The sequence below is a fragment of the Streptomyces griseorubiginosus genome (assembly GCF_036345115.1).
Classification (GTDB): Bacteria; Actinomycetota; Actinomycetes; order Streptomycetales; family Streptomycetaceae; genus Streptomyces; species Streptomyces griseorubiginosus_C.
In genome coordinates this window covers 6,509,888-6,533,576 of record NZ_CP107766.1, presented here as the reverse complement: position 1 = coordinate 6,533,576, position 23,689 = coordinate 6,509,888, and the positions used below count along the sequence as shown (strand labels likewise).

General features: G+C 69.9%; 21 protein-coding genes and 4 tRNA genes. 19 read left to right on the top strand and 6 right to left on the bottom strand.

The genetic code is table 11. The features are described from left to right. Positions 1-145: 145 nt before the first annotated feature. Complete coding sequence (locus OHN19_RS29565) at positions 146-1,906, top strand: PucR family transcriptional regulator (protein WP_037940949.1); 1,761 nt, start codon at positions 146-148, stop codon at positions 1,904-1,906. Between the two features lie 132 nt (positions 1,907-2,038). Here the strand turns inward: OHN19_RS29565 and OHN19_RS29560 are convergent, their stop codons facing one another. Together OHN19_RS29560 and OHN19_RS29555 are read right to left on the bottom strand one after the other, a co-directional pair. After that, on the bottom strand, positions 2,039-2,380 hold the full coding sequence (locus tag OHN19_RS29560; RefSeq protein WP_030323725.1) for an IS3 family transposase: 342 nt from the start codon (positions 2,378-2,380) through the stop codon (positions 2,039-2,041). Positions 2,381-2,975: 595 nt separating this feature from the next. Next, positions 2,976-3,065: transfer RNA gene (locus OHN19_RS29555), tRNA-Met, on the bottom strand. 528 nt (positions 3,066-3,593) lie between these two features. Here OHN19_RS29555 and OHN19_RS29550 point away from each other — a divergent pair. Beyond that, positions 3,594-3,740, top strand: coding sequence for a hypothetical protein (locus OHN19_RS29550; protein ID WP_330267111.1), 147 nt, complete (start codon positions 3,594-3,596; stop codon positions 3,738-3,740). 520 nt (positions 3,741-4,260) lie between these two features. Here OHN19_RS29550 and OHN19_RS29545 read toward each other — a convergent pair. Next, entirely contained in the window at positions 4,261-4,839 is a 579-nt protein-coding gene (locus OHN19_RS29545; RefSeq protein WP_330267110.1) for a helix-turn-helix domain-containing protein, read from the bottom strand. A gap of 475 nt (positions 4,840-5,314) precedes the next feature. On the opposite strand from OHN19_RS29545, the gene OHN19_RS29540 reads away from it, so the two are divergent. From OHN19_RS29540 to OHN19_RS29470, 15 genes are all read left to right on the top strand, one after another. Continuing rightward, positions 5,315-5,476: a hypothetical protein gene (locus OHN19_RS29540; protein ID WP_330267109.1), complete on the top strand. Its 162-nt coding sequence runs from the start codon at positions 5,315-5,317 to the stop codon at positions 5,474-5,476. A 112-nt stretch (positions 5,477-5,588) separates the two neighbouring features. Further along, on the top strand, positions 5,589-6,599 hold the full coding sequence (locus tag OHN19_RS29535) for an alpha/beta hydrolase (RefSeq protein WP_330267108.1): 1,011 nt from the start codon (positions 5,589-5,591) through the stop codon (positions 6,597-6,599). A gap of 340 nt (positions 6,600-6,939) precedes the next feature. Beyond that, positions 6,940-7,755, top strand: a complete 816-nt coding sequence (locus tag OHN19_RS29530) for an oxidoreductase (RefSeq protein WP_330267107.1) — start codon at positions 6,940-6,942, stop codon at positions 7,753-7,755. Between the two features lie 50 nt (positions 7,756-7,805). After that, the gene (locus OHN19_RS29525) at positions 7,806-8,657 is read left to right on the top strand and encodes an alpha/beta hydrolase (protein WP_330267106.1); all 852 of its coding nucleotides are present in this window, start codon (positions 7,806-7,808) and stop codon (positions 8,655-8,657) included. 58 nt (positions 8,658-8,715) lie between these two features. Then, the gene (locus OHN19_RS29520; protein WP_330267105.1) at positions 8,716-9,840 is read left to right on the top strand and encodes a low temperature requirement protein A; all 1,125 of its coding nucleotides are present in this window, start codon (positions 8,716-8,718) and stop codon (positions 9,838-9,840) included. A gap of 199 nt (positions 9,841-10,039) precedes the next feature. Beyond that, a complete protein-coding gene (locus OHN19_RS29515; RefSeq protein WP_330267104.1) occupies positions 10,040-10,699 on the top strand; it encodes a response regulator transcription factor in 660 nt (219 codons plus the stop codon). A 57-nt stretch (positions 10,700-10,756) separates the two neighbouring features. Beyond that, positions 10,757-11,230 (top strand): hypothetical protein, encoded by a 474-nt coding sequence (locus OHN19_RS29510; protein ID WP_330267103.1) that lies wholly within the window; start codon positions 10,757-10,759, stop codon positions 11,228-11,230. A gap of 236 nt (positions 11,231-11,466) precedes the next feature. Further along, positions 11,467-12,300 carry an enoyl-CoA hydratase/isomerase family protein gene (locus OHN19_RS29505; protein WP_330267102.1) on the top strand — a complete coding sequence of 278 codons (834 nt, stop codon included), beginning with the start codon at positions 11,467-11,469 and terminating at the stop codon, positions 12,298-12,300. A 231-nt stretch (positions 12,301-12,531) separates the two neighbouring features. Next, a complete protein-coding gene (locus OHN19_RS29500) occupies positions 12,532-14,034 on the top strand; it encodes an MFS transporter (RefSeq protein ID WP_330267101.1) in 1,503 nt (500 codons plus the stop codon). Next, positions 14,031-14,591, top strand: coding sequence for a PaaI family thioesterase (locus OHN19_RS29495; protein WP_330267100.1), 561 nt, complete (start codon positions 14,031-14,033; stop codon positions 14,589-14,591). Before OHN19_RS29500 ends, OHN19_RS29495 begins: the two co-directional genes overlap by 4 nt. Before the next feature lie 85 nt (positions 14,592-14,676). Further along, positions 14,677-15,375, top strand: a complete 699-nt coding sequence (locus tag OHN19_RS29490; RefSeq protein WP_330267099.1) for an SDR family oxidoreductase — start codon at positions 14,677-14,679, stop codon at positions 15,373-15,375. 80 nt (positions 15,376-15,455) lie between these two features. Continuing rightward, positions 15,456-16,097: a (2Fe-2S)-binding protein gene (locus tag OHN19_RS29485; RefSeq protein ID WP_330267098.1), complete on the top strand. Its 642-nt coding sequence runs from the start codon at positions 15,456-15,458 to the stop codon at positions 16,095-16,097. A gap of 12 nt (positions 16,098-16,109) precedes the next feature. After that, positions 16,110-17,090, top strand: coding sequence for a xanthine dehydrogenase family protein subunit M (locus OHN19_RS29480; protein ID WP_330267097.1), 981 nt, complete (start codon positions 16,110-16,112; stop codon positions 17,088-17,090). Continuing rightward, the gene (locus tag OHN19_RS29475; protein ID WP_330267096.1) at positions 17,087-19,282 is read left to right on the top strand and encodes a xanthine dehydrogenase family protein molybdopterin-binding subunit; all 2,196 of its coding nucleotides are present in this window, start codon (positions 17,087-17,089) and stop codon (positions 19,280-19,282) included. The genes OHN19_RS29480 and OHN19_RS29475 overlap by 4 nt, the downstream gene beginning before the upstream one ends. A gap of 146 nt (positions 19,283-19,428) precedes the next feature. Further along, positions 19,429-20,583, top strand: a complete 1,155-nt coding sequence (locus OHN19_RS29470) for an XdhC family protein (protein ID WP_330269737.1) — start codon at positions 19,429-19,431, stop codon at positions 20,581-20,583. Between the two features lie 601 nt (positions 20,584-21,184). Here the strand turns inward: OHN19_RS29470 and OHN19_RS29465 are convergent. The 3 genes from OHN19_RS29465 to OHN19_RS29455 form a co-directional block, all read right to left on the bottom strand. Next, positions 21,185-21,258: transfer RNA gene (locus OHN19_RS29465), tRNA-Ile, on the bottom strand. A gap of 180 nt (positions 21,259-21,438) precedes the next feature. Continuing rightward, a tRNA-Asn gene (locus OHN19_RS29460) sits at positions 21,439-21,511 on the bottom strand. Between the two features lie 6 nt (positions 21,512-21,517). Continuing rightward, positions 21,518-21,590: transfer RNA gene (locus OHN19_RS29455), tRNA-Asn, on the bottom strand. Between the two features lie 157 nt (positions 21,591-21,747). Here OHN19_RS29455 and OHN19_RS29450 point away from each other — a divergent pair. Both OHN19_RS29450 and OHN19_RS29445 read left to right on the top strand, forming a co-directional pair. Beyond that, the gene (locus OHN19_RS29450) at positions 21,748-22,053 is read left to right on the top strand and encodes a hypothetical protein (RefSeq protein WP_020136332.1); all 306 of its coding nucleotides are present in this window, start codon (positions 21,748-21,750) and stop codon (positions 22,051-22,053) included. Between the two features lie 117 nt (positions 22,054-22,170). Next, positions 22,171-23,607 carry a xylulokinase gene (locus tag OHN19_RS29445; protein WP_330267095.1) on the top strand — a complete coding sequence of 479 codons (1,437 nt, stop codon included), beginning with the start codon at positions 22,171-22,173 and terminating at the stop codon, positions 23,605-23,607. Positions 23,608-23,689 lie beyond the last annotated feature (82 nt).

The following is a 23,689-nucleotide window of genomic DNA, read 5'->3' as shown; positions in this document are numbered from 1 at the left end:
GCAGTCGGTCGGTCCAGGAGAGCAAGGCCAAAATCCAGACAAGTCGGATGACGTTGCCTAGGCTGGGCGCGCAGGGCTCGCCCAGTCGTGGATCCCACGACTCCCTCGATCGCCTCCGATGACCGGAGGGGAACGGGAGTGATCTATGGCCTGCCATCCGTCACGGAGGCTGCCCCCTGACGTGTCCGACCAGCAAGGGAACCGCCAACCGAGCGACACCGCGGGCACCGGACGGCACGACCCGAGCCCGCTCGCGGCGCTGGACCCGCACGGGCTGCTGGTGCTGTCCCACACCCTGTTCGCCTGCGCCGAGCAGAGTGAGATCGTGCGGTTGGCCATGGGGCACGTCAGTGCCCTTGGTCCCTACCACGCCGAGGCCGGATATCTCGTGACGAGCGACGGTCTGGCCCGCGTCCCAGGCCACGACGCGGGAGCGCCGAAGGCCGACGACGCACGGATGACGGACCTGGGCGAGGCCGACGGCTCCGTATCCCTTCCGGAACGGTCCTGGACCTGGGCGTTCGGCCTGCGCGGGGCCGGCGGTCTGCTCGGCTACATCCTGGTCTCCTCCCGCTCCGGGCCCGACGAACAGGGGCGCTTCCTCCTCTCGACCCTCGTGGGGCTCGCATCGGCGGCCCTGTCACTGACGGTCACGCGTGCCGCGCAGCACGACAAGGCCGGTGAACTCAGCCAAGTCCGCACCGAACGGGACACCGCGCTCGTGCAGCTGGCTGCCATGCGCTCCGAACTGCACCTGCAGAAGACCGTGCACGAGACCCTCGCCCGTGTCGCTGCCCGGGGCGGCGGCGAGGACGCCATCACCCAGGCGCTGTACGAACTCACCGGGCTGTCGGCGCTCGTCGAGGACCGGTTCGGCAACCTGAGGTCCTGGGCGGGTCCCGACCGCCCCGATCCCTATCCGGTGCGCTCCTCGACCCACCAGGAAGGGATGCTGCGGCAGGTCGCGCGCGAGCCGGGCCCGGTCAGAGTCAAGGACCGGCTGATCGCCCTGGTCCGCCCGCGCGGCGACGTCCTCGGCGTACTCGCCCTCGAGGACCCCGAGGCGACGGCCGACGAGCACACCCGGTTCGCCCTGGATCACGCACAGCGGTCGCTCGCCCAGGAGCTCATGCACGCACGCGAACTCGCCGAGGTCGAACTGCGACTGCGCCGCCAGCTGATCGACGACCTGTTGGAGGGCACTGACGAGACGAGCGCCTACGCCCGGGCCGAAGCCGTCGGCCACGACCTGCAACGCACCCATTACGTGGTCGTGGTGCACTGGCCGGGCAACGCCCCTGACGACTCCTTCACCCGAGCAGTCGAGCAGGCGACAGCCATCTCGGCGACCCGTCCGCTGATCACCCGTCGCGGCGACCGGATGGTCCTGCTGACCGAAGCGAGGCCCGACGACGATGCCGTCTACACGGCGCTGGCCCATGAGCTGGGAACGCCCGGCGGAGCGATCGGGGTGAGCGCCCGCTGCGACTCCCTGGACGACATTCCCCGCTGTTACCAGGAGGCATCGCGGGCCCTGGATGTGCGGCAGAACTCCCGCCAGCGCAGTGGGACGACGTTCTTCGACGACCTCGGGCTGTACCGGATCCTGGGGCCCGGAAACGATCTCCGGGAGCTCGAAGACTTCGTGCGCGAGTGGCTCGGCGAGCTGATCGACTACGACGCGGAGCACGACACCGAGTTGGTGGAGACGCTCTCGCGCTACTTCGACTGCGGAGGCAACTACGACGATGCGGCCGCCGCGCTGACGGTCCACCGCAGCACCCTGCGCTACCGGCTGCAGCGTATCCGTGAGATCAGCGACCGCGACCTGGCGGACGTGGACACCCGGCTCAATCTGCAGGTGGCAACGCGTGTCTGGAAGATCATCCTGGGCGGACGACGCTGACCGCGGGCGCCTGGAGAGCCGGCGCTGCGGGTCAGCCCGGCACTCGAACAGGTCGCCGGTGAGGCAAAGTCGATGTTGCGACCTGATCGCCTGTGGCACAGCCCCTCCGAGCTGCGACAACTGCCAGCTCTTTCACGAGCGGGTAGATCTTTTTCCCGGGAGATTCGCCTGCGACAGGTAGGCGGCGGCCCGACGCAGGACCTCGTTCTCCTGCTCCAACAGCTTGATCTGCCGACGTGCTTCGCGTAGTTCCGCACTTTCCTGGCTGGACGTTCCGGGCTTGGTTCCGTCGTCGATGTCCGCCCGGCGCATCCACTTCCACAGCGTCATCGCGTGCACTCCGAAGTCGGCAGCCACCTGCTCGACCGTCACGCCCGGACCGCGGTTCCTCGCTACCCGTACAACATCCTCGCGGAACTCTTCCGGATAAGGCTTGGGTACAGCGACATCCTTCCCGCCCTCCCCACAGGGCAAGCCAGTTCAGTTGACCTGCCCCACCATTTGGGCTCCAGGATCGGTGGCCAACCGGCAGCTGGGATAGTGTCGTTCTCGGAGGCTCCCCGAACTGTACGACGGATGGTCTGGCTGGCCTGGCTCGACCTCGCCGCCTCGCGATCTCGAGCCATGAGTAGGTCCGATGACGTCCCAGACCAGCCTCACGGCGGTACACCGGAGGTCGAGTGCCCTTCAGGGGCCGTCTTCTGTTGGGGCCTTGGCTCCTTGAGGCCTCAGCCGGACGCACTCCTCGCAGAGCTAAGAACACCGGACGATCGCCACGTGAAACGCCCCGCGCAACACGCAGACGACTCGTCGAACAACGCCTCCGCGGCACTCCCCCGTACCTCCGGCCTCAGGATGGCCTCAATACATGACCCTGTCGCAACGGAGCCGAGCGGAACACGCCTCCGTGGCAACACATCGGTACGCGTCCATGCAGGTCAGAAGGCCATCATGCAAAGCAGCGCCCCTCAGGCGTCAAACTCACGAGCAGCGGATTCAGTCCGTTCAGGCAAAGTTGACGCCCCGACACCCGAAAACGAACGTTTCCGCAGGTCAGTGACCTGCACGGTGGGGCGGGTGGGACTCGAACCCACGGCCGACGGATTATGAGTCCATTGCGGATCTTGGCGGTCCTTGCCGATCAGTGCCGATTCACGCCGTTCTTGCAGGTCAGACGTGCTGATCCGTGTCAGCCCTTTGCAGTGCTTGTCGGTCTGTTCCGGTCCTTGTGGCCCCTCAATGGCCCCTGGAGGTCGATGAGCCAGACAGCTTCTACGGCAACAGCCGCGTCCACCCACTCCAGCCAAGGAGATGGAACCCCCGCACAGCGGATTCCCCTTCCAACGCGCAGAGGCTCCGATCCCCGGATGAGGGGAACGGAGCCTCTTGGCCGTTTCTGCAGGCCAAGTACGGGGCCACGCTTACTCGTCCTACCGACCCTACGTGACCGGCCAGTTGGAGCGAAGTGCCGACCGACTCACACCTGGGCGCCAACATCGGCTCCCAGGCATGCCGGACCGGGGCTCGGGGGGCTCTATGTCCCCGCCGGCCAGGGAGGCGTGCACGATCCACATTGACAGGCGGTGCGGGGACAGGCCGCCAGCCCGGCGGTTACGAGGGAGGTCCGGAGTCCGTCCCGCGATCACGCAAGTCAGAGATTCGGCGGGTAGGGCGCGACCCACGGGGCATGCCCACCGTCAGGGGTACCCGCACCACCCTCCGCAAGATGCTCCAGAACTGCGGCCTGCGCCGCGTGGACGTGGACGATACCGAGCACGGTGGTTGCCGCGAGGGCAGCGCCAAGCACTGCCGCCGCCATTCGCTGTCCCCGTGAGATTCTTTTCATCATTTTCACCCAGATCAGGAGGGATAGCACGGGAGGAGTTCCCCCGCGCGCGTGTCGAGTGGACAAGCCGCAAGGCCGAGCCCGGGCTGACCCATCCGCCTTCAGGCGCGGACGTCAGTTACGGGGACGGCCCCGCCGCGAGGGACCGCCCGGCCCGGCCGTCCGCCAGACCGAATCGATCCCGCATGATCGACATGTCCAGACGCTAGACATTGACCTTGTCGTCGGAAGCCGTCCCGAGGGCCCGACGGGGTCATCCGCCAGGACGACCCCGTCGAGCACGGTCAATCCGCCCACCGAACGCGTTGGGTCTCCCGTCGACACGGGCGCCAGCAAGGCGAACCGCCCCAGCACACACAGGTGCCCGCTCCGGACGGTAAGGCGACATGGGTGTGCCGTGAGCTGTCCACTGCACAGCTCACGGCGTCATTTGGGGGGCGCCGTCGTCGTCCGCGGCGGGCGTCCGGACCTGGCGCGCGTCTGGCAGTGGGGTTGGCCGTGGCGGGCCTCAGGCATGTGGTCCTGCGCCGTGCAGGAGCGTGTCAATGACGAGTGCGGCCAGCACGTCGGGATCCTTCGCGGCCGGATCCCGCTCGGTGCCGGGCCTGTCGAGGGCTTCACTCAGGAGCGCGTAGTACACCTGCCGCGTCCAGTCCAGGTCCGCGTCCGGGGCGAGGAGTCCCTCGCTCTGCGCCCGGGTCAAGAGTTCGACGGTGTACCTGTCGATGTCGGCCCAGAGGGCGGCCGCGGTCTCGCTGTGGGGCGTGCTGTGACTGAGGGTGAAGCGCCAGGCGCTCTTGACCCGCAGGACGTTCGCGGTCACTCGGTACAGGGCCACGAGCGCGGGGGCGGAGTCGGGCCGGGCTTCCCCGATGGCGTCGAGAAGCTGCTGCTTCGCGGAGACAGCGAGCGCCTCCAGCAGCGCCTGCCGGTTCGCGAACCGGCGGTGCACCGTGATCCTGGTCAGCCCCGCCGCCTCGGCGATCTGCTCCATGGAGGCACCGGCGTCCTCGGCGAGAACCCGCTCCGCCGCCTCCAAAATCGCACGCACACTGCGCTCGGCATCTGCCCGCAGCGGTCGGCCCATAGCGGTCTCCCTGTCTCGTTCGTCCTCGACCTCTGTAGAGGATACGTGGACGCTACGGGTAACTTGATAACTGATTCTTCACTGCCGCGATTGCGGTGCCATGTGATACGTCGATGATACGAATCGAGATCGGACCACACCCCCGACCGGCGACGGATCGGCCGGATCGACGAAGCCGCCCGTCGAGTGACGCTTTCGCCGTCCACGCTGACGCCGACTCGACAAGCGCGTCACGAAAGGGGCCGGAGGCCGGGACAGCATCGGCCCACACGGCCCGCGTCGTTCGCGTCACCACTCCGGGGCAGCCCTCCGGCCATGACCCGAGAAATGTCATGTCCTCGATCGACCTTCGTACTCGACCGGGCAGAGGCCGCCGTCACGACCTGCGTGAGCGGACTGGTTCGCCCCGGCGGATGACGCGGTCGGGCACCCGGGATGACTCCCGACGACATTGTTGATCCCTAGCTTCAGGAACATGTCGATCATGCGGGAGTTCCTTCGCCGCCCCCGGCTCACCGGCGTCGCCACTCCCAGCTCCCCCACCCTCGCACCGCCCACGGCCTCCGGCCCGTCTCCGAGCAGGAGCCACCGGATCCGTCAGGACCTTCCGGTGCGTACGGCGGCGGGCCCGGCCTGACGACGTCGCCGGAACAGCACCACTCCCGCGCGCTCCGCAGAACATTCGCACGCCGAGCGCACATCAGGTTCAACGCGCCGGGAAGCCCTCCGGCCCGACCCAAGGAAATGGCATGTCCTCAACCAATCGACCTACCCGCATCTCCCGGCGGACCGCGATGGCGCTGGCCGGCGTGTCGGTCGTCGCCGCCCTCACCGCCACGGCACCGAGCATGGCCAACGCCGTCAGCGACGGCTCCAGCGGCATGCGGCACTCGGTCACCCAGACGCAGAACGCGGAGAGCGCCAGCACCGCCCCCAACCTGCGCATCAAGGCCGCCAACGGTGTCACCTACCAGTACCGCCGATTCGGCCACCCCGGTGCGGGCAGCGTGCCACTGGTCTTCCTGCAGCACTTCCGCGGCACCCTCGACAGCTGGGATCCCAAGCTCATCGACACCATCGCCGCCAAGCGCGAGGTCATCCTCGTGGACAACGCCGGCGTCGGCGGCTCCACCGGCACCACCGCCAGCACCGTCCAGCAGATGGCCCTGGACGCCGTCGACTTCATCGACGCCCTCAAGCTGCCCCGATACGACGTGCTCGGCTTCTCCCTCGGCGGCGAGGTCGCCCAGGAGGTCGCGCTGCGCCGCCCCTGGCAGGTCCGCCGCGTCGTCCTGGCCGCCACCGGCCCCCAGGGCGGAGTGGACCAGCGCGCATCCGACCCGAACATCCTGGGACGGGCTCTGAAGGACAACCCCGGCCCCGAGGACTACCTCTTCCTGTTCTTCAAGAACACGCCCTCCAGCCAGGCCGCGGGAAGGGAGTTTTTGCAACGCCTCGGACAGCGCACCACCGACCACGACGCGCCCTCCAGCCTGGCCACCCGCGACCGCCAGCTCACCGCGTGGTCCGAGTGGGGCATCCCCGACAAGTCCAAATTCGTCCGCCTCAAGGCTCTCTTCCAGCCCACCCTGGTCGCCGACGGCGAGAGCGACATCCTCATGCCCGCCAAGAACTCCCGCCTGCTGGCCAAGTACCTCCCCGACGCCCAGCTGCACATCTACCCGGACGCCGGTCACGGCTTCCTCTACCAGTACGCCGTCCAGTTCGGCACCGAGGTGAACACCTTCCTCAACCGCTGACAGCACCTCGCCGTGAGACGGTCGCCGACGCCGACACGCACGGTGACCGCAGACCGGCAACTCATGGCCGATACCCCGCCGGAGCCGACCCGGCGGGGTATCGGCGTCGAACGGGGCGCCGCCCCAGTCGAGCCGACCTCGCCACCTCACCGGAGGAGATACGGAGAAGCTACGGATGACTCTTTAATTGATGCTCTAATGTTGCTTCTCCAGTAGAAGCTGATACATTGATGAAACCGATTGAGGGTGTTGCGGCGCGAACCCCGGTACGAACCGTCATTCGCGTCCGGCACCCGCAATCCCCCGCAAGCCGAAGCAGTCCATGAGTCAGGAGTCCGAAATGGCGACAACACGACCGGTAGCCCTCGTGACGGGTGCGTCCTCCGGCATCGGAAAGGCAGCCGCGCTCGCGCTGGCCGCGGCGGGCCACGAGGTGGTCGGTACCAGCCGCAACACCGCGCACGTCACCCCCCTCAAGGGCGTGACCTTCCTAGACCTCGACGTGACCAGCGATGATTCGGTGGCCGCCGCTGTCGCAGAGGTGATCGACCGGTTCGGGAGGATCGACGTCCTGGTCAATAACGCCGGCATCGGCTCGGCCGGCGCCGCCGAGGAGTCCTCCGCCGCGCAGGCACAGGGCCTCTTCGACATCAACGTCTTCGGCGTCATCCGCATGACCAACGCCGTCCTGCCGCACATGCGCGCGGCGGGCAGCGGACGGATCATCAACATCTCGTCCATCGTCGGCTTCATGCCGCAGCCGTACATGGCGGTCTACGCCGCCTCCAAGCATGCGGTCGAGGGCTATTCGGAGTCCGTCGACCACGAGGTACGCGAGTACGGCGTGCGGTCGCTGCTCGTCGAACCTGCCTGGACGAACACGGCGTTCGACGCGGCCAGCGTGCGGCCCGACCAGCCCCTGGCCGTCTACGCCAAACAGCGGCACGTCTTCGAGGAGTACATGGCCGGCGCGGTCAAGGACGGTGACGACCCCGCCGTCGTCGCCAAGGAGATCGTCGCGGCGGCGACCGACGCCAAGCCCAAGGTGCGTTACACCGCCGGCGCCATGACCGGGCGCGTGCGCACCATGCGCCGCGTGGTCCCCGCCCGCGTGTTCGACCAGCAGCTGCGCAAGCTCAACCGCCTGCCCGCCTGACCGACCATCCCGCCCCCACGAGACACAGCGACAGGAAAGCGAAGCCCGCCATGAGCACCTATCTGGCAGACGCGGCCGACGACCTCACCGTCGAGGGCCCCTCCGCGACCTTCACCTACCGGCGCCTCGGCCCGCGGGGCGGCATCCCGCTGGTCCTGCTGAACCGGGTCCGGGGCACCCTCGACTGGTGGGACCCCGAGCTCCTGGACCAGCTGTCCGCCGCCCACGACGTGATCGTGTTCGACAACGTCGGCACCGGTTACACCACCGGCACCCCGCACGACTCGGTCGAGGGACTCGCCGACGGCACGGTCGAGTTCATCGAGGCCCTCGGCCTGCCGCAGGTGGACCTGCTCGGCTGGACGCTGGGCGGAACCGTCGCCCAGCACATCGCCCGCACCCGGCCCGGCCTGGTCCGCAAGCTGGTCGTGGCGGCCGCCAACCCCGGCGGCACGGTGCCCGGCGCTCCCGCCCCGGACCCGAAGGTGCGGGCCACCATGACCAAGCCCGAGGTCACCGGGGACGATCTGGTGTTCCTGTTCTTCCCCGAGACCGAGACGGGGCGTGCCGCCGGGCACGCGCACCTCGCCAGGGTGGCCACCCGGCTGGCCACCGGTATCCCTGGCGTGTCCGAGGCGGCGGCCCTCGGTCAGCTCACCGCGATCGGCAAGGACGCGGCGATCCCCTTCGACCAGGTGCGGGAGGACCTGGAGTCGATCAGGCAGCCCGTCCTGTACGCCACCGGCATGAAGGACGCGATGATCCCCGCCCTGGCCGCATACACCGCGGTCCAGTACCTCACCGACGCCACCCTGGTCGTCTACGGCGACGCCGGTCACGCCTTCCTCTTCCAGCACGCCAAGGACTTCGCCGCCCAGGTGACGGCCTTCCTTGCCGACTGACTCACCCGAACGCCGGAGCCACGCGTGCCGAGCGCCTGCCCGACCGAGGAGATACATCGTGGAGTCGACCAGCGTCCCGGCGCGCCGGGAGGTGACGCCGCTGGAGTTGTTCTTCGACCTGGTCTACGTCTTCGCGATCGGCCAGCTGTCGCATCAGCTGCTGGCGCGCCCGACGTGGACGGGCGCGGCCCAGACGCTCGTGCTCTATCTCGCGGTCTACGCGGCGTGGGCGTACACCACCTGGGCCGTCACTCTCGTCCCGGCCGAGGATCCGCGGACCAGGCGGATGCTGCTGACGGTCATGCTCCTGGGTCTGTTCATGAACGCCGCGATCCCGCGTGCCTTCGGCGATGCCGGATGGGTCTTCGTCGTCACCTTCCTGCTGATTCATCTCGGCCGGACGGTGTGGCTGCTCGGGGTGGGCCTCGACCGGCGTGAACAGGAGCACTGGCGCCGCGTCCTGATCTGGTTCGCCGCGGCCGCCCCCTTCTGGCTGACCGGCGCGGCGGCCGACGGCGGCGCGCGGCTGGCGTGGTGGGCCGTGGCGACCCTGATCGAGCTGGCGGGCACCTGGACGGCGCATCCCCTGCCCGGCCGCAGGCTGAACTCCCGGCAGGTCGGCTTCGCGGGCGGCCACCTGCTGGAACGCGGCCGCCTGTTCATGATCATCGCGTTCGGTGAGGCGATCCTGACCACCGGCACCGCGCTCACCACGGCGCCGTACGAGCCCATGACCCTGCTCACCAGCAGCGTGGCTCTCGCCGGCACGGTCGCGTTGTTCTGGCTGTTCTTCAGCCGCTCCGAACACATCGTGCACCACTACGAACGGACCGAGGACCCCATCCGGGCGGGGCGCAGCGGCGTCTACAGCCTCATGGTCTCCGTCGCCGGGATGATCGCCGCCGCCGCGGGGGACGAGCGTGTCATCGCGCACCCGGCCCACCACGCCGGCATCACCACGAACCTGCTGCTGTTCGGCGGACCCGCCCTCTTCATCGGCGCACAGACGTGGCACGGCAGGACCCTGTTCGACGACCTCCCCCGGGCGCGGCTGGTCGCGCTGTCCGCTCTGGTCATCGGATGCGCGGTCACGACGGCAGCTCCGGCCTACCTGGCGGCCGTCATCGCCGCCGCGATCGTCCTCACGCTGGCCGCGGTCGAAGAGCGCCGTCCACGTCCCTGACTCACGGCACTGCTGCGGGCCCGCCCGATCCCGGCCCGGAACGACCGTAAGACGCGCGTACACCCACCCGTTCTGCCGCATTCGCCATGTCCGTCCATCACGCAGGAGCTATCCATGGACTTCTCCACCAGCGACATCCCCGCCACCGGTGCCGACCGACGCCCGGGCCGGGAGACCGGCTCTACAAAGGAGGGACGCCGTGCCAGAGGCGGGTGTGTTGATCTGTGACGACCAGGAGCTGATGCGGGTCGGCCTGCGCATGGTGGTGGACAGCCAGTCGGACCTCACCGTCGTCGGCGAAGCCGGGGACGGAGAGGCGGCCGTGGCGAAGGCGCTCACACTGCGCCCGGACCTCGTCCTCATGGCCGTGCGGCTGCCGCGCCTCGACGGCATCTCGGCCACCGCACAGGTCCGCGCCGCACTACCCCACACGCAGGTGCTGGTCCTCACCGCCTGCGACCGCGACGAGTACGCCTACGCGGCGCTTCGTGCCGGAGCCGGCGGCTTCCTCGTCAAGGACACGCCGGCCGCCGAGATGCTGGTCGCCATCCGCGGTGTGCTGCGCGGCGACGCGGTGATCGCCCCCTCGGTGACCCGACGGCTGATCGACCGGTATGTCACGGAAGCCGTGGCCCCCCTCACCGACAAACGCCTCGACGTGCTGACCGACCGCGAGCGTGAGGTGTTGGGTCTGGTCGCCCGCGGGCTGAACAACACGGAGATCGCCGGGAAGCTGTTCCTCGGCGAGACCACGGTCAAGACCCACGTGGCCCGGATCCTCGGCAAGCTGCGTCTCCGCGACCGGATACAGGCCGTCGTCATGGCCTACGAAAGCGGGCTGGTTCGTCCTGGCGGATGACCCCGTCGGGCCCTCGGGATGGTTTCCGACGACACGCCCCCTCCTTAGCTTCTGAACATGTCGATCATGCGCGAGTTCCTCCGCGGCCCCCGACTCACCGGCGCTATCGCGCCCAGCTCCGCCACCCTCGCCCAGGCCATGACCTCCGCACTGGACCTTCACCGCGCCGACCTGGTGGAGTTGGGGTCCGGCACCGGAGCGATCACTGACGCGATACGACGACGGCCGGCACCGGGGACGCGGCTGATCGCGGTCGAGCTCAACCCGGTCTTCGCCCGCCGGCTCACGGACCGGTACTCCCACCGCGCCGTCGAGGTGGTCCAGGGCAGCTCCGAGGGCCGGGCGACGCTCTTCCCGGACCCGGCCGACGTCATCGTGTCCGGACTGCCGTGGACCGTCATGCCGCGTGAACGGCAGCGCCGGATCCTCGACGCGGCAGCCGGCGTCCGAGTCCGAACGGCAGGTCCAGCACCTTCGCCTGCATGCACGCAGCGTGGACACCCTCGGCCCGCCGGTTCGCGGCCGAGCTGACCGGGCGGTTCTCCACGGTGGAGCGGGGCCGGGTGGGGTGGCCGACCTCCCGTCGGCGTACGTGCACCGTGCGGTCGTACCGGTCCATGGCAAGTCGGCGGAGCCGGCACCCGGAAGGCAGCGCCCGCAGCCACTGAACAGCCCGTTCCCGCCGCCACCGGCATGACCCCGCAGCGACGCTCCCTCACGCCTTCCTCTTCCCGCACGCACACACCCCCTCAGCACTGGAGCACAGCATGACCCAGCACACCATGTTCAAGATCGATACCGTGGCGCCGAAGATCCGCAGGGTCACCTTCGCCAATCCGCCGGTGAACGTCGTCGGCGCGGACACCGTCGTCCAACTGATCGACGTTGTCGACGAGTTGAGCCGCGACGAGCAGGTTCAGGTCGTCGTCTTCGACAGCGGCACGCCCGGATACTTCTTCAACCACGCCGATCTCGGCCAGGTGCCCGAACTCCTGGCCCTGAACGCGGCGGACGGGACCCCGACGTGGGTCGAACTCGTCACCCGCCTGAGCAGCGCCCCGTTCATCAGCATCGCCTCCATCCGCGGGCGCACGCGGGGCGGAGGCGACGAGATCACCCTGGCCTTCGACCTGCGCTACGCCAGCCGCGAGGAAGCCTTCTTCTGCCAGCCCGAGGTCGCGATCGGCATCGTCCCGGGCGGCGGCGGCAGCGACCGTCTGGCCCGGCTGCTGGGACGGGACCGCGCGCTCGAAGCGATCCTCACCAGCGAGGACTACGACGCCGATACGGCCGAGCGGTACGGCTGGGTGACCCGGGCCGTCCCCGACGCCGAACTCGACGCCTTCGTCGACGGTGTCGCGGCGCGCATCGCGTCCTTCGACAAGGCGTCCGTCCTGGGCGCCAAGGCTCAGATCAACCGCTCGACCCTGCCGCCGGTGGCCGACCTGCGCGCGTCCTGGGCGGAGTTCGCGGAGTCCGTCAACTGGCCGGGATTCCAGGCCCGCGTGCCGCAACTCGGGAAGGCCATCGCCGAGATCGGTCTCGACGAGATCGAGCGGAACCTCGGCCACTACGCCGGTCTCATCAACCAACAGGCATAGGCACCGGGCAAACGAAGCGGCCGGGCGCCCGTGCGGCGGCGCGTCCCTCCCGCAACCGATTCCCTCCACATCCTCCGGCAACGAGGAAGGACCTCCATGACCAGGGACCGTGTCCCCTCGGCCGGCGCCTCCGTGTCAGCAGCCGGCCGCCCGCCAGACGGCGGCAGAGGCAGTCCCCAGACAGGAAACGGCGGACGAACCGCGTTACGGCGCAGGGATCTTCTGACGCTGATGGCGATGTGCCTGGGCGTGATGATGACGTTCCTGCTCGTCACCGCCACGATCTCGGCACTGTCGGCGATCCAGGGCGATCTACACGTCGGCCCGGGCGCGCTGATCTGGATTCCCAGCGCGTACACGCTGGTCGTGGCCGCTCTGGTGCTGTCGGCCGGCACCCTGGGCAATCTCCTGGGCCGCAAGCGGATGTTCTGCGTCGGCGTGGTGATCATGATCGCGGGAGGCGTGCTGGCCGCGACCGCCGACACCACCGCCACGGTGATCACCGCGCAGCTGGTCGCCGGTGTCGGCGGCGCGCTCATCCTGCCCAACAGCCTGGCCGCGCTGGGCGCGACCTTCGCCGATCCGCAGAGGCGGACCGAGGTGATCACCGTGTGGGCGGCGTCGTCGGGCATCGGCCTGGCCATCGGTCCGCTCCTCGCCGGTGTCCTGCTGGACCGATTCAGCTGGCACGCGGTGTTCGTGTCGAACACCGTCCTGGGAGTGATCACGCTCCTGGTCGCGGTCCCGTTCGCCGCGGAGTCCCGGGCTCCCGACGGCCGCCTCGACGTGGGCGGCGCACTGCTGGGCACCCTCACGATCGCGAGTCTGGTCTACGCCCTCATCCAGGGCGGCCAGGACGGGTACACCGCCGGTCCCGTCATCGCCGCCTGGGTCGCGGCCGCGGTCGGCGCGATGGTGTTCGTCGCCGTCGAGCTGCGGGTGGCGGCGCCGATGCTCGACGTGCGGCTTTTCGCCTCACGCTCGTTCAGCGCCGTGATGGTCATCGCCGCGGTGGCGCTGTTCGGCTTCACCGGTGTGGCCGTCCTCGTGGTGATGTTCTACAACAACGTCCAGCACCTGGACGCGCTGGACACCAGCCGGCGCATGCTGCCCCTGTTCGGCGTCTACGTCGTCTCGGCGTTCCTCACCGGCAGGGTGATCCGCCGCACCGGCTTCAAGGCACCACTGACGGTCGGTCTGCTGCTCGGCGCCCTCGCCGTCCTCGGCCTGACCACAGTCGGCGCGGACACCCCCTACAGCAGGGTCTGGCCGCTGTTCGCCCTGTTCGGCGCGGCATCCGGCCTGGTCATCGCGCCCAGCACGGCCGCCGCGCTGGTCAGCGTCACCCCCGAGCGCGCGGGTATGGCCTCCGGCGCCGTCAACACCGCCCGGCAGATCGGCGCGGTCATGGGCACCGCGCTGCTCGGTTCACTGCTCGCGGGCCGCGTCACCGCGGACCTGCCCCGGCAACTCGCGGCACATGGCGTCCCCGTCGCCGACCGCGCACCTGTCGAGGAGGCCGTCGCCTCCGGGACGACCAGCACCACTCCCGCGCCAGGCGCGGTGCGCGCCGCGATCGAGGACGCCTTCGCCTCCGGCGTGCACGCCGGACTGGCCGTCACCGCGGCCGTCTTCCTCGCCGCCGCCGTGGTGGCCCTGACCGCCGTACACAACCGCCCCCACGAGAACGGAACGCACATGCCCGCCCCCACAACCACCGTCACCACCTCATGAGCACGCACGCCACCCCTCAGCACCGCGCCTACACCTGGCAGGATCCCCGCCCGACCGCCGAGGCCATCGGGCGGATGAGCGGCCTGGAGGTGCTGCACGGAATCGGCAGGGGAACGCTTCCGACCCCTCCGGCCATGGACACCCTCGCCATCGAACCCGCCGAGATCGAACCGGGCCGCACCGTGTTCGAACTGACCCCCGCGGGATGGCACTACAACGCGCTCGGCACCGTCCACGGCGGCGTCCTCGCGACCCTCGCCGACAACGCCCTGGGCGCCGCCGTCCACACCCGCCTCCCCGCCGGAAGCGGCTACACCACGCAGGGCCTCACCATCACCTTCCTGCGCCCGGTCACCGTCGACACCGGCCGCATCCGCTGCGAAGCCACCGCCGTCCATGTAGGCCGCCGTAGCGCCTATGCCACCGCCACGGTCACCGACCTCATCGGTCGGCTGCTCGCCCACGCCACCACCACGTGCCTGATCTTCCGGGCCGACGGCCGACAACCCGCACGGACCCGTGAACAGGCCACCCAGGGCACCTCTCCGACGGCCTGACCTGCGGCTGAGCCCTCCCAGGCACGGAACACTCCTCCGATCCAACCAGCACCCCTCCCCCCACTCAATGCGACAGGGACTTCTCATGGACCTCTCCACCAGCACCGTTCTCGTCACCGGAGCCAACCGCGGCCTCGGCCGCGCCCTCGCCGCAGAACTGCTCGGCCGCGGCGCCGGCGTCTACGCCGGTGCCCGCAACCCCGACCATGTCGACCTGCCCGGCGTCACGCCGATCGCGCTCGACATCACCGATCCCGCCTCCGTGGCGGCCGCCGCCAAGGCCACCGGAGACGTCACCGTCCTGATCAACAACGCCGGCATATCCACCGGCAGCGACCTGCTCACCGGCGACCTGGACGACATCCGCCGGGACATGGACACCAACTTCTTCGGCACCCTCTCGGTGGTCAGGGCCTTCGCACCCCAGATCGCGGCGGGCGGCGGCGGCGCCGTCCTGAACATCCTGTCCGCGCTGTCGTGGTTCACCTTCCCGGACGTCGGCGCCTACTGCGCCGCCAAGTCCGCACAGTGGTCGCTCACCAACGCCCTGCGCCTCCAACTCGCCGACCAGGGCATCCGGGTGGCCGGACTGCACGTCGGCTACATGGACACCGACATGACCAGCACGGTCACCGCGCCCAAGACCGCCCCCGCAGACGTCGCCCGCCTGGCTGCCGACGGCATCGCCGAGGGCAGCTACGAGATCGTCATCGACGACATCAGCCGCCAGGTGCAGGCCGGGCTGTCCGGAGGCGTCACCGCCCTGTACCCGCAGCTGCCCTGACGGGCAGTCCATCCGACACGCCCGATGAGCAAGACGACCGATCCCTCCACCCGAACCGCCGCCGACCGAAGAGAGTGGGCATGTCCACCGAACTTCCCGAGTCATACGGTCCTCCCCCCGAAGGGCCGGCGCCGGCCCCGTCCCGACGAACATTCATCGCCACGACGACCGCCGTCGGTGGCGCGGTGATGGCGGGCGGCCTGGTGGCGGGAGCCTCTCCGTCCGCCGCCGAGGAGGCGTCCGCCGCAGACGCACCACCCGGCGGCCGAGTCTCACTGACTGTCAACGGCGAGCGGCACACCGCTGTGATCGACAACCGGACCTCGCTGCTTGACCTGCTGCGCGAACAGCTCGGTCTGCCCGGTACGAAGAAGGGCTGCAACGCAGGTGCCTGCGGGGCGTGCACGGTCCTGGTCGACGGACGGCGGGTCAACTCCTGCCTGACCCTGGCCGTACGCCTTGACGGTGCCGAGGTCACCACCATCGAGGGCCTCGCCGACGGCGAGGAACTGCACCCGCTCCAGCGGGCGTTCGTCGACCAGGACGCGTTCCAGTGCGGGTTCTGCACGCCGGGGCAGATCATGTCCGGCGTCGGCTGCATCGAGGAGGGCCACACCGGCTCCACGGACGAGATCCGGGAGTGGATGAGCGGCAACATCTGCCGCTGCGGCTGCTACGTGAAGATCGTGCGGGCGGTCGAGCAGACCGCGCGCGGGAAATGAGGCCCGGCCACCATGCATCCCTTCTCCTTCACGAAGGCCGCGGACACCCGGAGCGCGCTCGCGGCCGGGCAGCGCGGCGGGCGCTACATAGCGGGCGGCACCACCCTGGTCGACCTGATGCGCGAGACCGTCGAACGCCCCGAGACGCTCGTCGACATCAGCGCGCTGCCGCTGCGCAAGGTCACGGTCACCGAGCGCGGGGGCCTGCGCATCGGCGCCCTGGTGCGGATGGCCGAAGCCGCCGCCCACCCCAAGGTCCGCACCCTCTATCCGGTCATCTCCCAGGCTCTGGAACTGAGCGCGTCCGCCCAGTTGCGGAACATGGCGACCATCGGCGGGAACATCATGCAGCGCACCCGCTGCACGTACTTCCGTGATGTGACGGCCGCCTGCAACAAGCGCGAGCCGGGCTCGGGGTGTGCGGCGCTCGAAGGCTTCAACCGCACCCACGCGATCCTCGGCACCTCCGACGACTGCGTGGCCACGCACCCCTCCGACGTCGCCGTGGCTTTCGCGGCGCTGGAGGCGAGGGTGCACCTGCTGGGTCCGGACGGGGAGCGCAGCGTCGCGTTCGCGGACTTCCTGCTGCGGCCCGGCAGTACCCCGAATCGTGAACAGTCCCTGAAAAAGGGAGAGTTGATTACGGCTGTGGAGATCCCGGCCCTTGCTCGCCCGCTGAAGTCGGGCTACCTGAAGGTGCGCGACCGCCAGTCCTACGAGTTCGCCCTCACCTCCGCGGCCGTGGCCCTGCACGTCCGAGGCGGGGTGATCCGGGAGGCGAAGGTGGCCGCCGGAGGGGTCGGCACCGTGCCGTGGAAACTGCCCGCCGTCGAGCGGCACCTCATCGACGAACGGCCCTCGAAAGTCCTGTGGACCCAGGCCGCTGAACGAGCGGCGGACGGAGCCCGCCCCCTGGAGCACAACCACTTCAAGATCGAGCTCCTGAAACGCACCGTCGAGCGCCAGCTGCGCATCGTAGGAGGCACCAAGTGAGCCCGCAGCCGCAGGCAGCCGTCGGCGCCCCGCTCTCCCGGGTGGACGGCCGTCTGAAAGTCACCGGCAAGGCCCGGTACGCCGTCGACCACGACATCCCCGGAGCCGTGCACGCCGTCATCGTCGACAGCAGCATCGGCCGGGGCCGTATCACCACCATCGACACCCGCGCCGCCCTCGGCCATGCCGGCGTCCTGAAGGTGATCACCCACCTCAACGCCCCCAAGCTGCCCTACCAGCGCAACCCGCTCCCCACCGCCCCGCCGGGCGAGCGACTGCACGTCTTCCAGGACGACACGGTCCACTTCCACGGTCAGCCCGTCGCCGTCGTGGTGGCCACCACCCTGGAGGCCGCCCAGCACGGCGCCGGTCTGGTGAAGGTGGCCTACGACGCCGAACGGCCGTCCACCGACATGGCCGACGCACCGGCCGACGAGCCCCGGACGTACGCGCGGGGCGACACGGCCAAGGCGCTCGCCTCGGCCCCCGTACTCATGGAAATGACCTACCATCTCGCCCGCAACAACCACAACGCGATGGAGCCGCACGCCACCACCGCCCGCTGGGACGGCGACAAGCTCACCGTGTGGGACAAGACCCAGTGGGTGTTCGGCACCCAGATAGAACTCGCCACGGTCTTCGGTCTGCCTCCGGAGTCGGTGCGCGTCATCTCCCCGTTCGTCGGCGGCGGCTTCGGCAGCGGACTGCGGGCCTGGCCGCACGTCACCATCGCGGCCCTCGCCGCCCGCGAGACGAAGCGCCCCGTCAAACTCGCACTGACACGAAAGCAGTTGTACTTCGGAACGGGCTTCAGGCCCGCGTACGAGTACGCGGTGCGCCTGGGCAGCGACCGGCGCGGACGCTTGACCGCCATGACGCATGACGTGCGCGCCGAGACGTCGTCGTACGAGACGTTCATGGAGTCCGTACTGATCCCGGGGCAGATGCTGTACAGCATGCCGAACGTGAGCCAGGAGTACCGGACAGTACCGCTCGACGTGCACACCCCGTTGTTCATGCGCGGCCCCGGGTACACCACCGCCTCCTACGCCATCGAGTCGGCGATGGACGAACTCGCCCACAAGCTGGGCGTCGACCCGATCGAGCTGCGGCGGCGCAACGAACCGAACGAGGACGAGTCGTCGGGGCTGCCGTTTTCCACCCGCCGACTGCGCGAGTGCTATGCCGTCGGCGCCCGCGAGTTCGGCTGGCACCGCCGCAACCCCGGCCCGCGCACCACCCGGGACGGCGACTGGCTGATCGGCACCGGCATGGCCACCGGCGTCTACGACACCGCCCGCCAAGACGCCCGGGCGTCGGTCCGGCTGGACGCCGACGGCACCGCACTGATCCAGTCCGCGGCCAGCGACATGGGCCCGGGCACCTACACCTCCAACACCCAGCTCGCCGCGGACGCCCTCGGCCTGCCCATGGGCAAGGTGACCTTCCGCCTCGGCGACTCACTCATGCCGCCCGCCCCGCCGCACGGCGGCTCCTGGACCATGGCCAGCGTCGGATCAGCCGTCCAGGACGGTTGCGACAAGCTACGGACGCAGGCCGTCAAGCTCGCCGTCGAGGACGCGAAGTCGCCGCTCCACGGCGTCAATCCCGACACCGTCGTGGTCCGCGCCGGCCGACTGCACGTGAAGAAGAATCCCGCCCGCGGTGAGACCTACCGGCAACTCCTGACCCGCAACAAACGCACCCACCTCGAAGCCATGGGATCCTTCACCCGCCCAACGGGACCGGAACGGCACTCCCTGTTCGCCTACGGCGCGGTCTTCGCCGAGGTCGCCGTCGACGCCCGGCTGGGTCTCGTGCGGGTCCGGCGGATGCTCGGCGTGTACGACGCGGGCCGCATCATCAGCCCCAAACTCGCCGACAGCCAGGCCCTGGGCGGCATGGTCGGCGGCATCGGCCAGGCCCTGCTGGAACACACGGTCACCGACCACCGGGACGGCCGCATCGTCAACGCCGACCTCGCCAACTACCTCGTCCCCGTCAACGCCGACGTCCCCGACCTGAAAGCCATCTACCTCGACGGCGACGACCGCGAGGCAGACCCCATCGGCGTCAAGGGCCTGGGCGAGATCGTCCAGGTCGGGGTGGCGCCCGCCATCGCCAACGCCGTCTTCCACGCGACCGGGCGCCGTATCCGCGAACTGCCCATCACAGCGGAAGCCCTGCTCTGAACACCAGGGTGCCCTGGGCGCCCCTTTTGACCGTCCGGCGGCAGGTGAGCGGCCCACCGCCGGACACCAGGGCCGCCGCGGTGTCGCCTCTCCCGCACCGACACCGCGGCGGCCCGCCCAGAACCGTTACCCACGGAGACGTGCCCATGCTGAACATCGTCGACACGCTGCACGCCTGGTGCCGCGAAGCCCGCCCCTTCGCCCTCGCCACTGTCGTCCAGGTCAGCGGCAGCGCACCCCTGCCGCCAGGCACCTCACTCGCCGTCGACGCCGACGGCACAGTGGTCGGCAGCATCTCCGGCGGCTGTGTGGAGGGCGCCGTCTACGACCTGTGCCGCCAGATGCTCCAGGATGGCGGCGGCACCGCACGCGCCCGGTTCGGCTACTCCGACGACGACGCCTTCGCCGTCGGCCTGACCTGCGGAGGCGAGATCGATGTCCTGGTCCAACGCGTCGAACCGACAGCCCAGCCCCACCTGACCGCTGCCCTGGGCGAAGCCGTACGGGGCAGGCCCGCCGCCGTGGCCCAAGTGGTCGACGGCCCCGCCGAACTCCTCGGCCGCACCCTCACCCTTCTCGGCGAGGGCAGCGCCTACGACGGCACGCTGGGCGGCGAGAGCGAGGACAGGGCGGTCCTGGCCGAGGCCCGCGCCCTGCTGAGAGCGGGGCGCACCGCCAGGATCGATGTCGGCAAAGACCCCGACACCTGCCCCGTCAAACTCTCCGTCCTCGTCCACGCCCACGCCGCTCCGCCCCGCATGATGATCTTCGGGGCCGTCGACTTCGCCGCCGCCCTCAGCCAGGCCGGGAGCTTCCTCGGCTACCGCGTCACCGTCTGCGACGCCCGCCCCGTCTTCGCCACCGCCGCCCGCTTCCCGCACGCCGACGAAGTCGTCGTCGACTGGCCCCACCGCTACCTCGCAGCCACCGAGACCGACACCCGCACCGCCATCTGCGTCCTCACCCACGACCCCAAGTTCGACATCCCCCTGCTCGCCCTGGCGCTGAGTCTCCCCCTCGGATACATCGGCGCGATGGGCTCCCGCCGCACCCACGAGGACCGCAACCAGCGGCTGCGCGAGGCCGGCGTCACCACGGCTCAACTCACCCGCCTCAACTCCCCCATCGGCCTCGACCTCGGCGCCCGCACCCCCGAGGAAACAGCCGTATCCATCTCCGCGGAGATCATCGCCCACAGCAACCGGGCCACCGGCCTGCCCCTGTCCTTCGGCACCGGACCCATTCACCGTTCCGGCCCTGCCTGCCCAGTGCCCGATCAGGCCACTCGCCCCGCCGTGTGACCCTCCGTCCGGGCTGAATACCGCTCGGCTCGATCATCTGGCCAGGGCCTGTCGGTGACAGTCTCCGGCAGCCTGACCAGGCAAACCGCAGGGCCCCACGCAAGCGGGTCGAGCAACCGACCGGGGCAGTTTCCTCTTCGGGCCGTTTCCTTGACCCGTCGGCCATCGTCAGGACGCTCCCCAACCCCACCTACTGCCCCTGAACACCAGGTGCACCACCGACACGCAGGCAACCGACGTCGCCCCACCCGACCCCCGGCCTCGCCGGTACTCGACCGGCCGCACTTTTGGATGGCAACCCATGCCATCCAACCCAACAAATGGGGCACCAAATCAGCCCGGAGAAACCGCCGACCAGGACCCGGCCGCGCCGCCCCGGCCCCTGTACGGCCCCTGGGTCTCGGCATCGCCCCTCAGAGCAAGCGCCCGGACTATGAGCGACAACCTCGAACACCTAACCCACCGCAGGTCAGAGGGGTTCAAGCTCCCGCGACCACCGTCGGACCCCAAACCCACGCGCAGCGGATTCAGTCCGTTCAGGCGAAGTTGACGATCCGACAGGACAAAATGAACGTTTCCGCAGGTCAGAGACCTGCGGAAGTGGGGCGGGTGGGACTCGAACCCACGGCCGACGGATTATGAGTCCGCTGCTCTAACCGGCTGAGCTACCGCCCCATAGCGGCGTGTCGCGTACATGTGTGCGCGCCGTCTGCCGCAGCATAGCCGCTCATACGATCTCCTGCTTCGCAGGGGCGACTTCGCATGCCCTTGAGGACTCCGCCGTGACCTGCGCAGTTCCCTCGGACATGAAAAAGGACCCCATCGGGGTCCTCCTTCGTGCTGTCCTCTTCCCTGCTCTCCCGACTGGACTCGAACCAGTAACCTGCCGGTTAACAGCCGGCTGCTCTGCCAATTGAGCTACGGAAGATCGAAGCTCCCCCGACTGGACTCGAACCAGTAACCTGCCGGTTAACAGCCGGCTGCTCTGCCAATTGAGCTACGGAGGATCGCCTCGGTGCATCGAACGTACCTCCCTGGGTATTCGCCAGGGGGCGGGCGCTCGCTGCGACACATACATTAGCGCAAGCAGGGGGGTGCTCCGCCAATCGGTTCCCCCGGCACCGACGTCGCACCGGAGACCACGCGAGAGAGAGGGCGGCCACCATGCGCTACAAGCTCACGTTCGTTGTCGGACTGACACTGGGTTACGTGCTGGGCACCCGTGCCGGGCGCGAGCGCTACGAACAGCTGAAGAAGTCCGCCCGTCAGGTCGCCCAGAACCCCGCGGTCCGCAACACCGCCGAGACGGCCGCCCAGCAGGGCCGCCAGTTCGCCGGCAAGGCGTACCACGTGGTCAGCGACAAGGTGGGCGACCGGGTCCCGGAGTCGGTGACCCAGCGGGTGCGCTCGCTGCGGGACCGCAACCACAACGGCGCCCCGGAGGACGACTGGGGCACCAGCAACACCTGAATCCCGGGGTGACGAAAACAACCCTGAAGCGCGGCGGACGGCGCGACCAGCCAGGACGATCCAGCGGCCGCCGTCGCCGCGCGCCGGGCACGACGCTACGCCCATAGAATTTGCGCCATGGGGATAGTCGCCGGGTTGGACAGCTCGCCCGAATTCACTCGCATCGTGGTCTGCGACGCAGACTCGGGAGCCGTGCTCAAACAGGGGTACGCGCCACACCCGGTCGAGGGCCGTCCGTCCGACGTCGACCCCCAGGCCTGGCTCCTCTCCCTCGGTGAGGCGGCCGGCGGGGGTCTCCTCGAAGGCGTGCAGGCCATCGGGGTGTCGGCCCAGCAGAACGCGGTCGTGCCGCTCGACGCCCAGGGCAACACCGTCCGCCCCGCCATGGTCGGCGGCGACAAGCGCGCCCAGGTCGCCGCTGCCGACCTCGTCGACGCGCTCGGCGGTCGCGAGGCGTGGGCCCAGGCGGTGGGGTGCGTCCCGCAGGCCGCCCAGCCCGTCACCAAGCTGCGCTGGCTGAACAAGACCGAACCCGACGCCGCCCTGCGCACCGCCGTCCTGCTCCAGGCCCACGACTGGCTGGTGTGGCAGCTGCTCGGCCGGCCGGTCAGGAGAACCACCGACCGCGGCGGCGCCTCCGGCACCGGCTACTGGTCCGCCGCCACCGGCTCCTACCGTTCCGACCTGGTCGAACTGGCCCTCGGCCACCAGGCGATGCTCCCCGAGGTGATCGGCCCGGCGGAAGCGGCCGGTACGACCCCGGAGGGGCTGCTGATCTCCGCCGGCACCGGCGAGACCATGGCCGCCGCCTTCGGGCTCGGCATCGGGCTCGGGGACGCGGTCGTGTCGCTGGGCGCCTCCGGGTCCGTGATGGCCGTCCACCCCGAGGCCCTCGTCGACAACACCGGGATGATCACCTCCCTGGCCGACGCGACCGGCATGCACCTGCCCGTCGTCACCACCCTGAACGCCGTACGGACCCTGCGCGGGGCCGTCGAGATGCTCGGGCTGAGCGACCTGGAGAGCCTGTCCGACCTGGCGATGAAGTCCACGCCGGGGTCCCACGGGCTCGTCCTGCTGCCCTATCTGGAGGGTGAGCGGACGCCGAACCTGCCGCACACGGCGGGCACGCTCAGTGGGCTGCGGCGGGAGTCGATGAAGCCGGAGCACCTCGCGCGGGCCGCGTTCGAGGGCATGCTGTGCGGGCTCGCCGACGCGCTGGACGTGCTGCGCGGGAGAGGCGTCGAGGTGCGGCGGGTCTTCCTGCTGGGGGCGGCCGCCGAGCTGTCCGCCGTACAGGCCGCGGCGCCCGCGCTGTTCGGTGCGCAGGTCGTGGTGCCGCAGCCCGCGGACTACGCGGCGATCGGCGCCGCCCGGCAGGCGGCCTGGGCGCTCGGGGTCTCCCAGGGCACCCTGGACCCGCGCACCCCGCCGATGTGGCAGGGGCCGGCCGCGCAGGTCCTGGAGCCGGGCGAGGAGCTGGCGGTGGGACAGGCGGTGCGCCAGCAGTTCGTGTCGGTACGGGAGCAGATGTACCCGGGAGCGTTCCGCTAGCCCGAAAGCAAGGTCCGGAAGGTAAGACTCCGGTAGGAGTCGGCCGTCACCAGCCCCCGTAAGGCCGTACCGCGCACTGCTC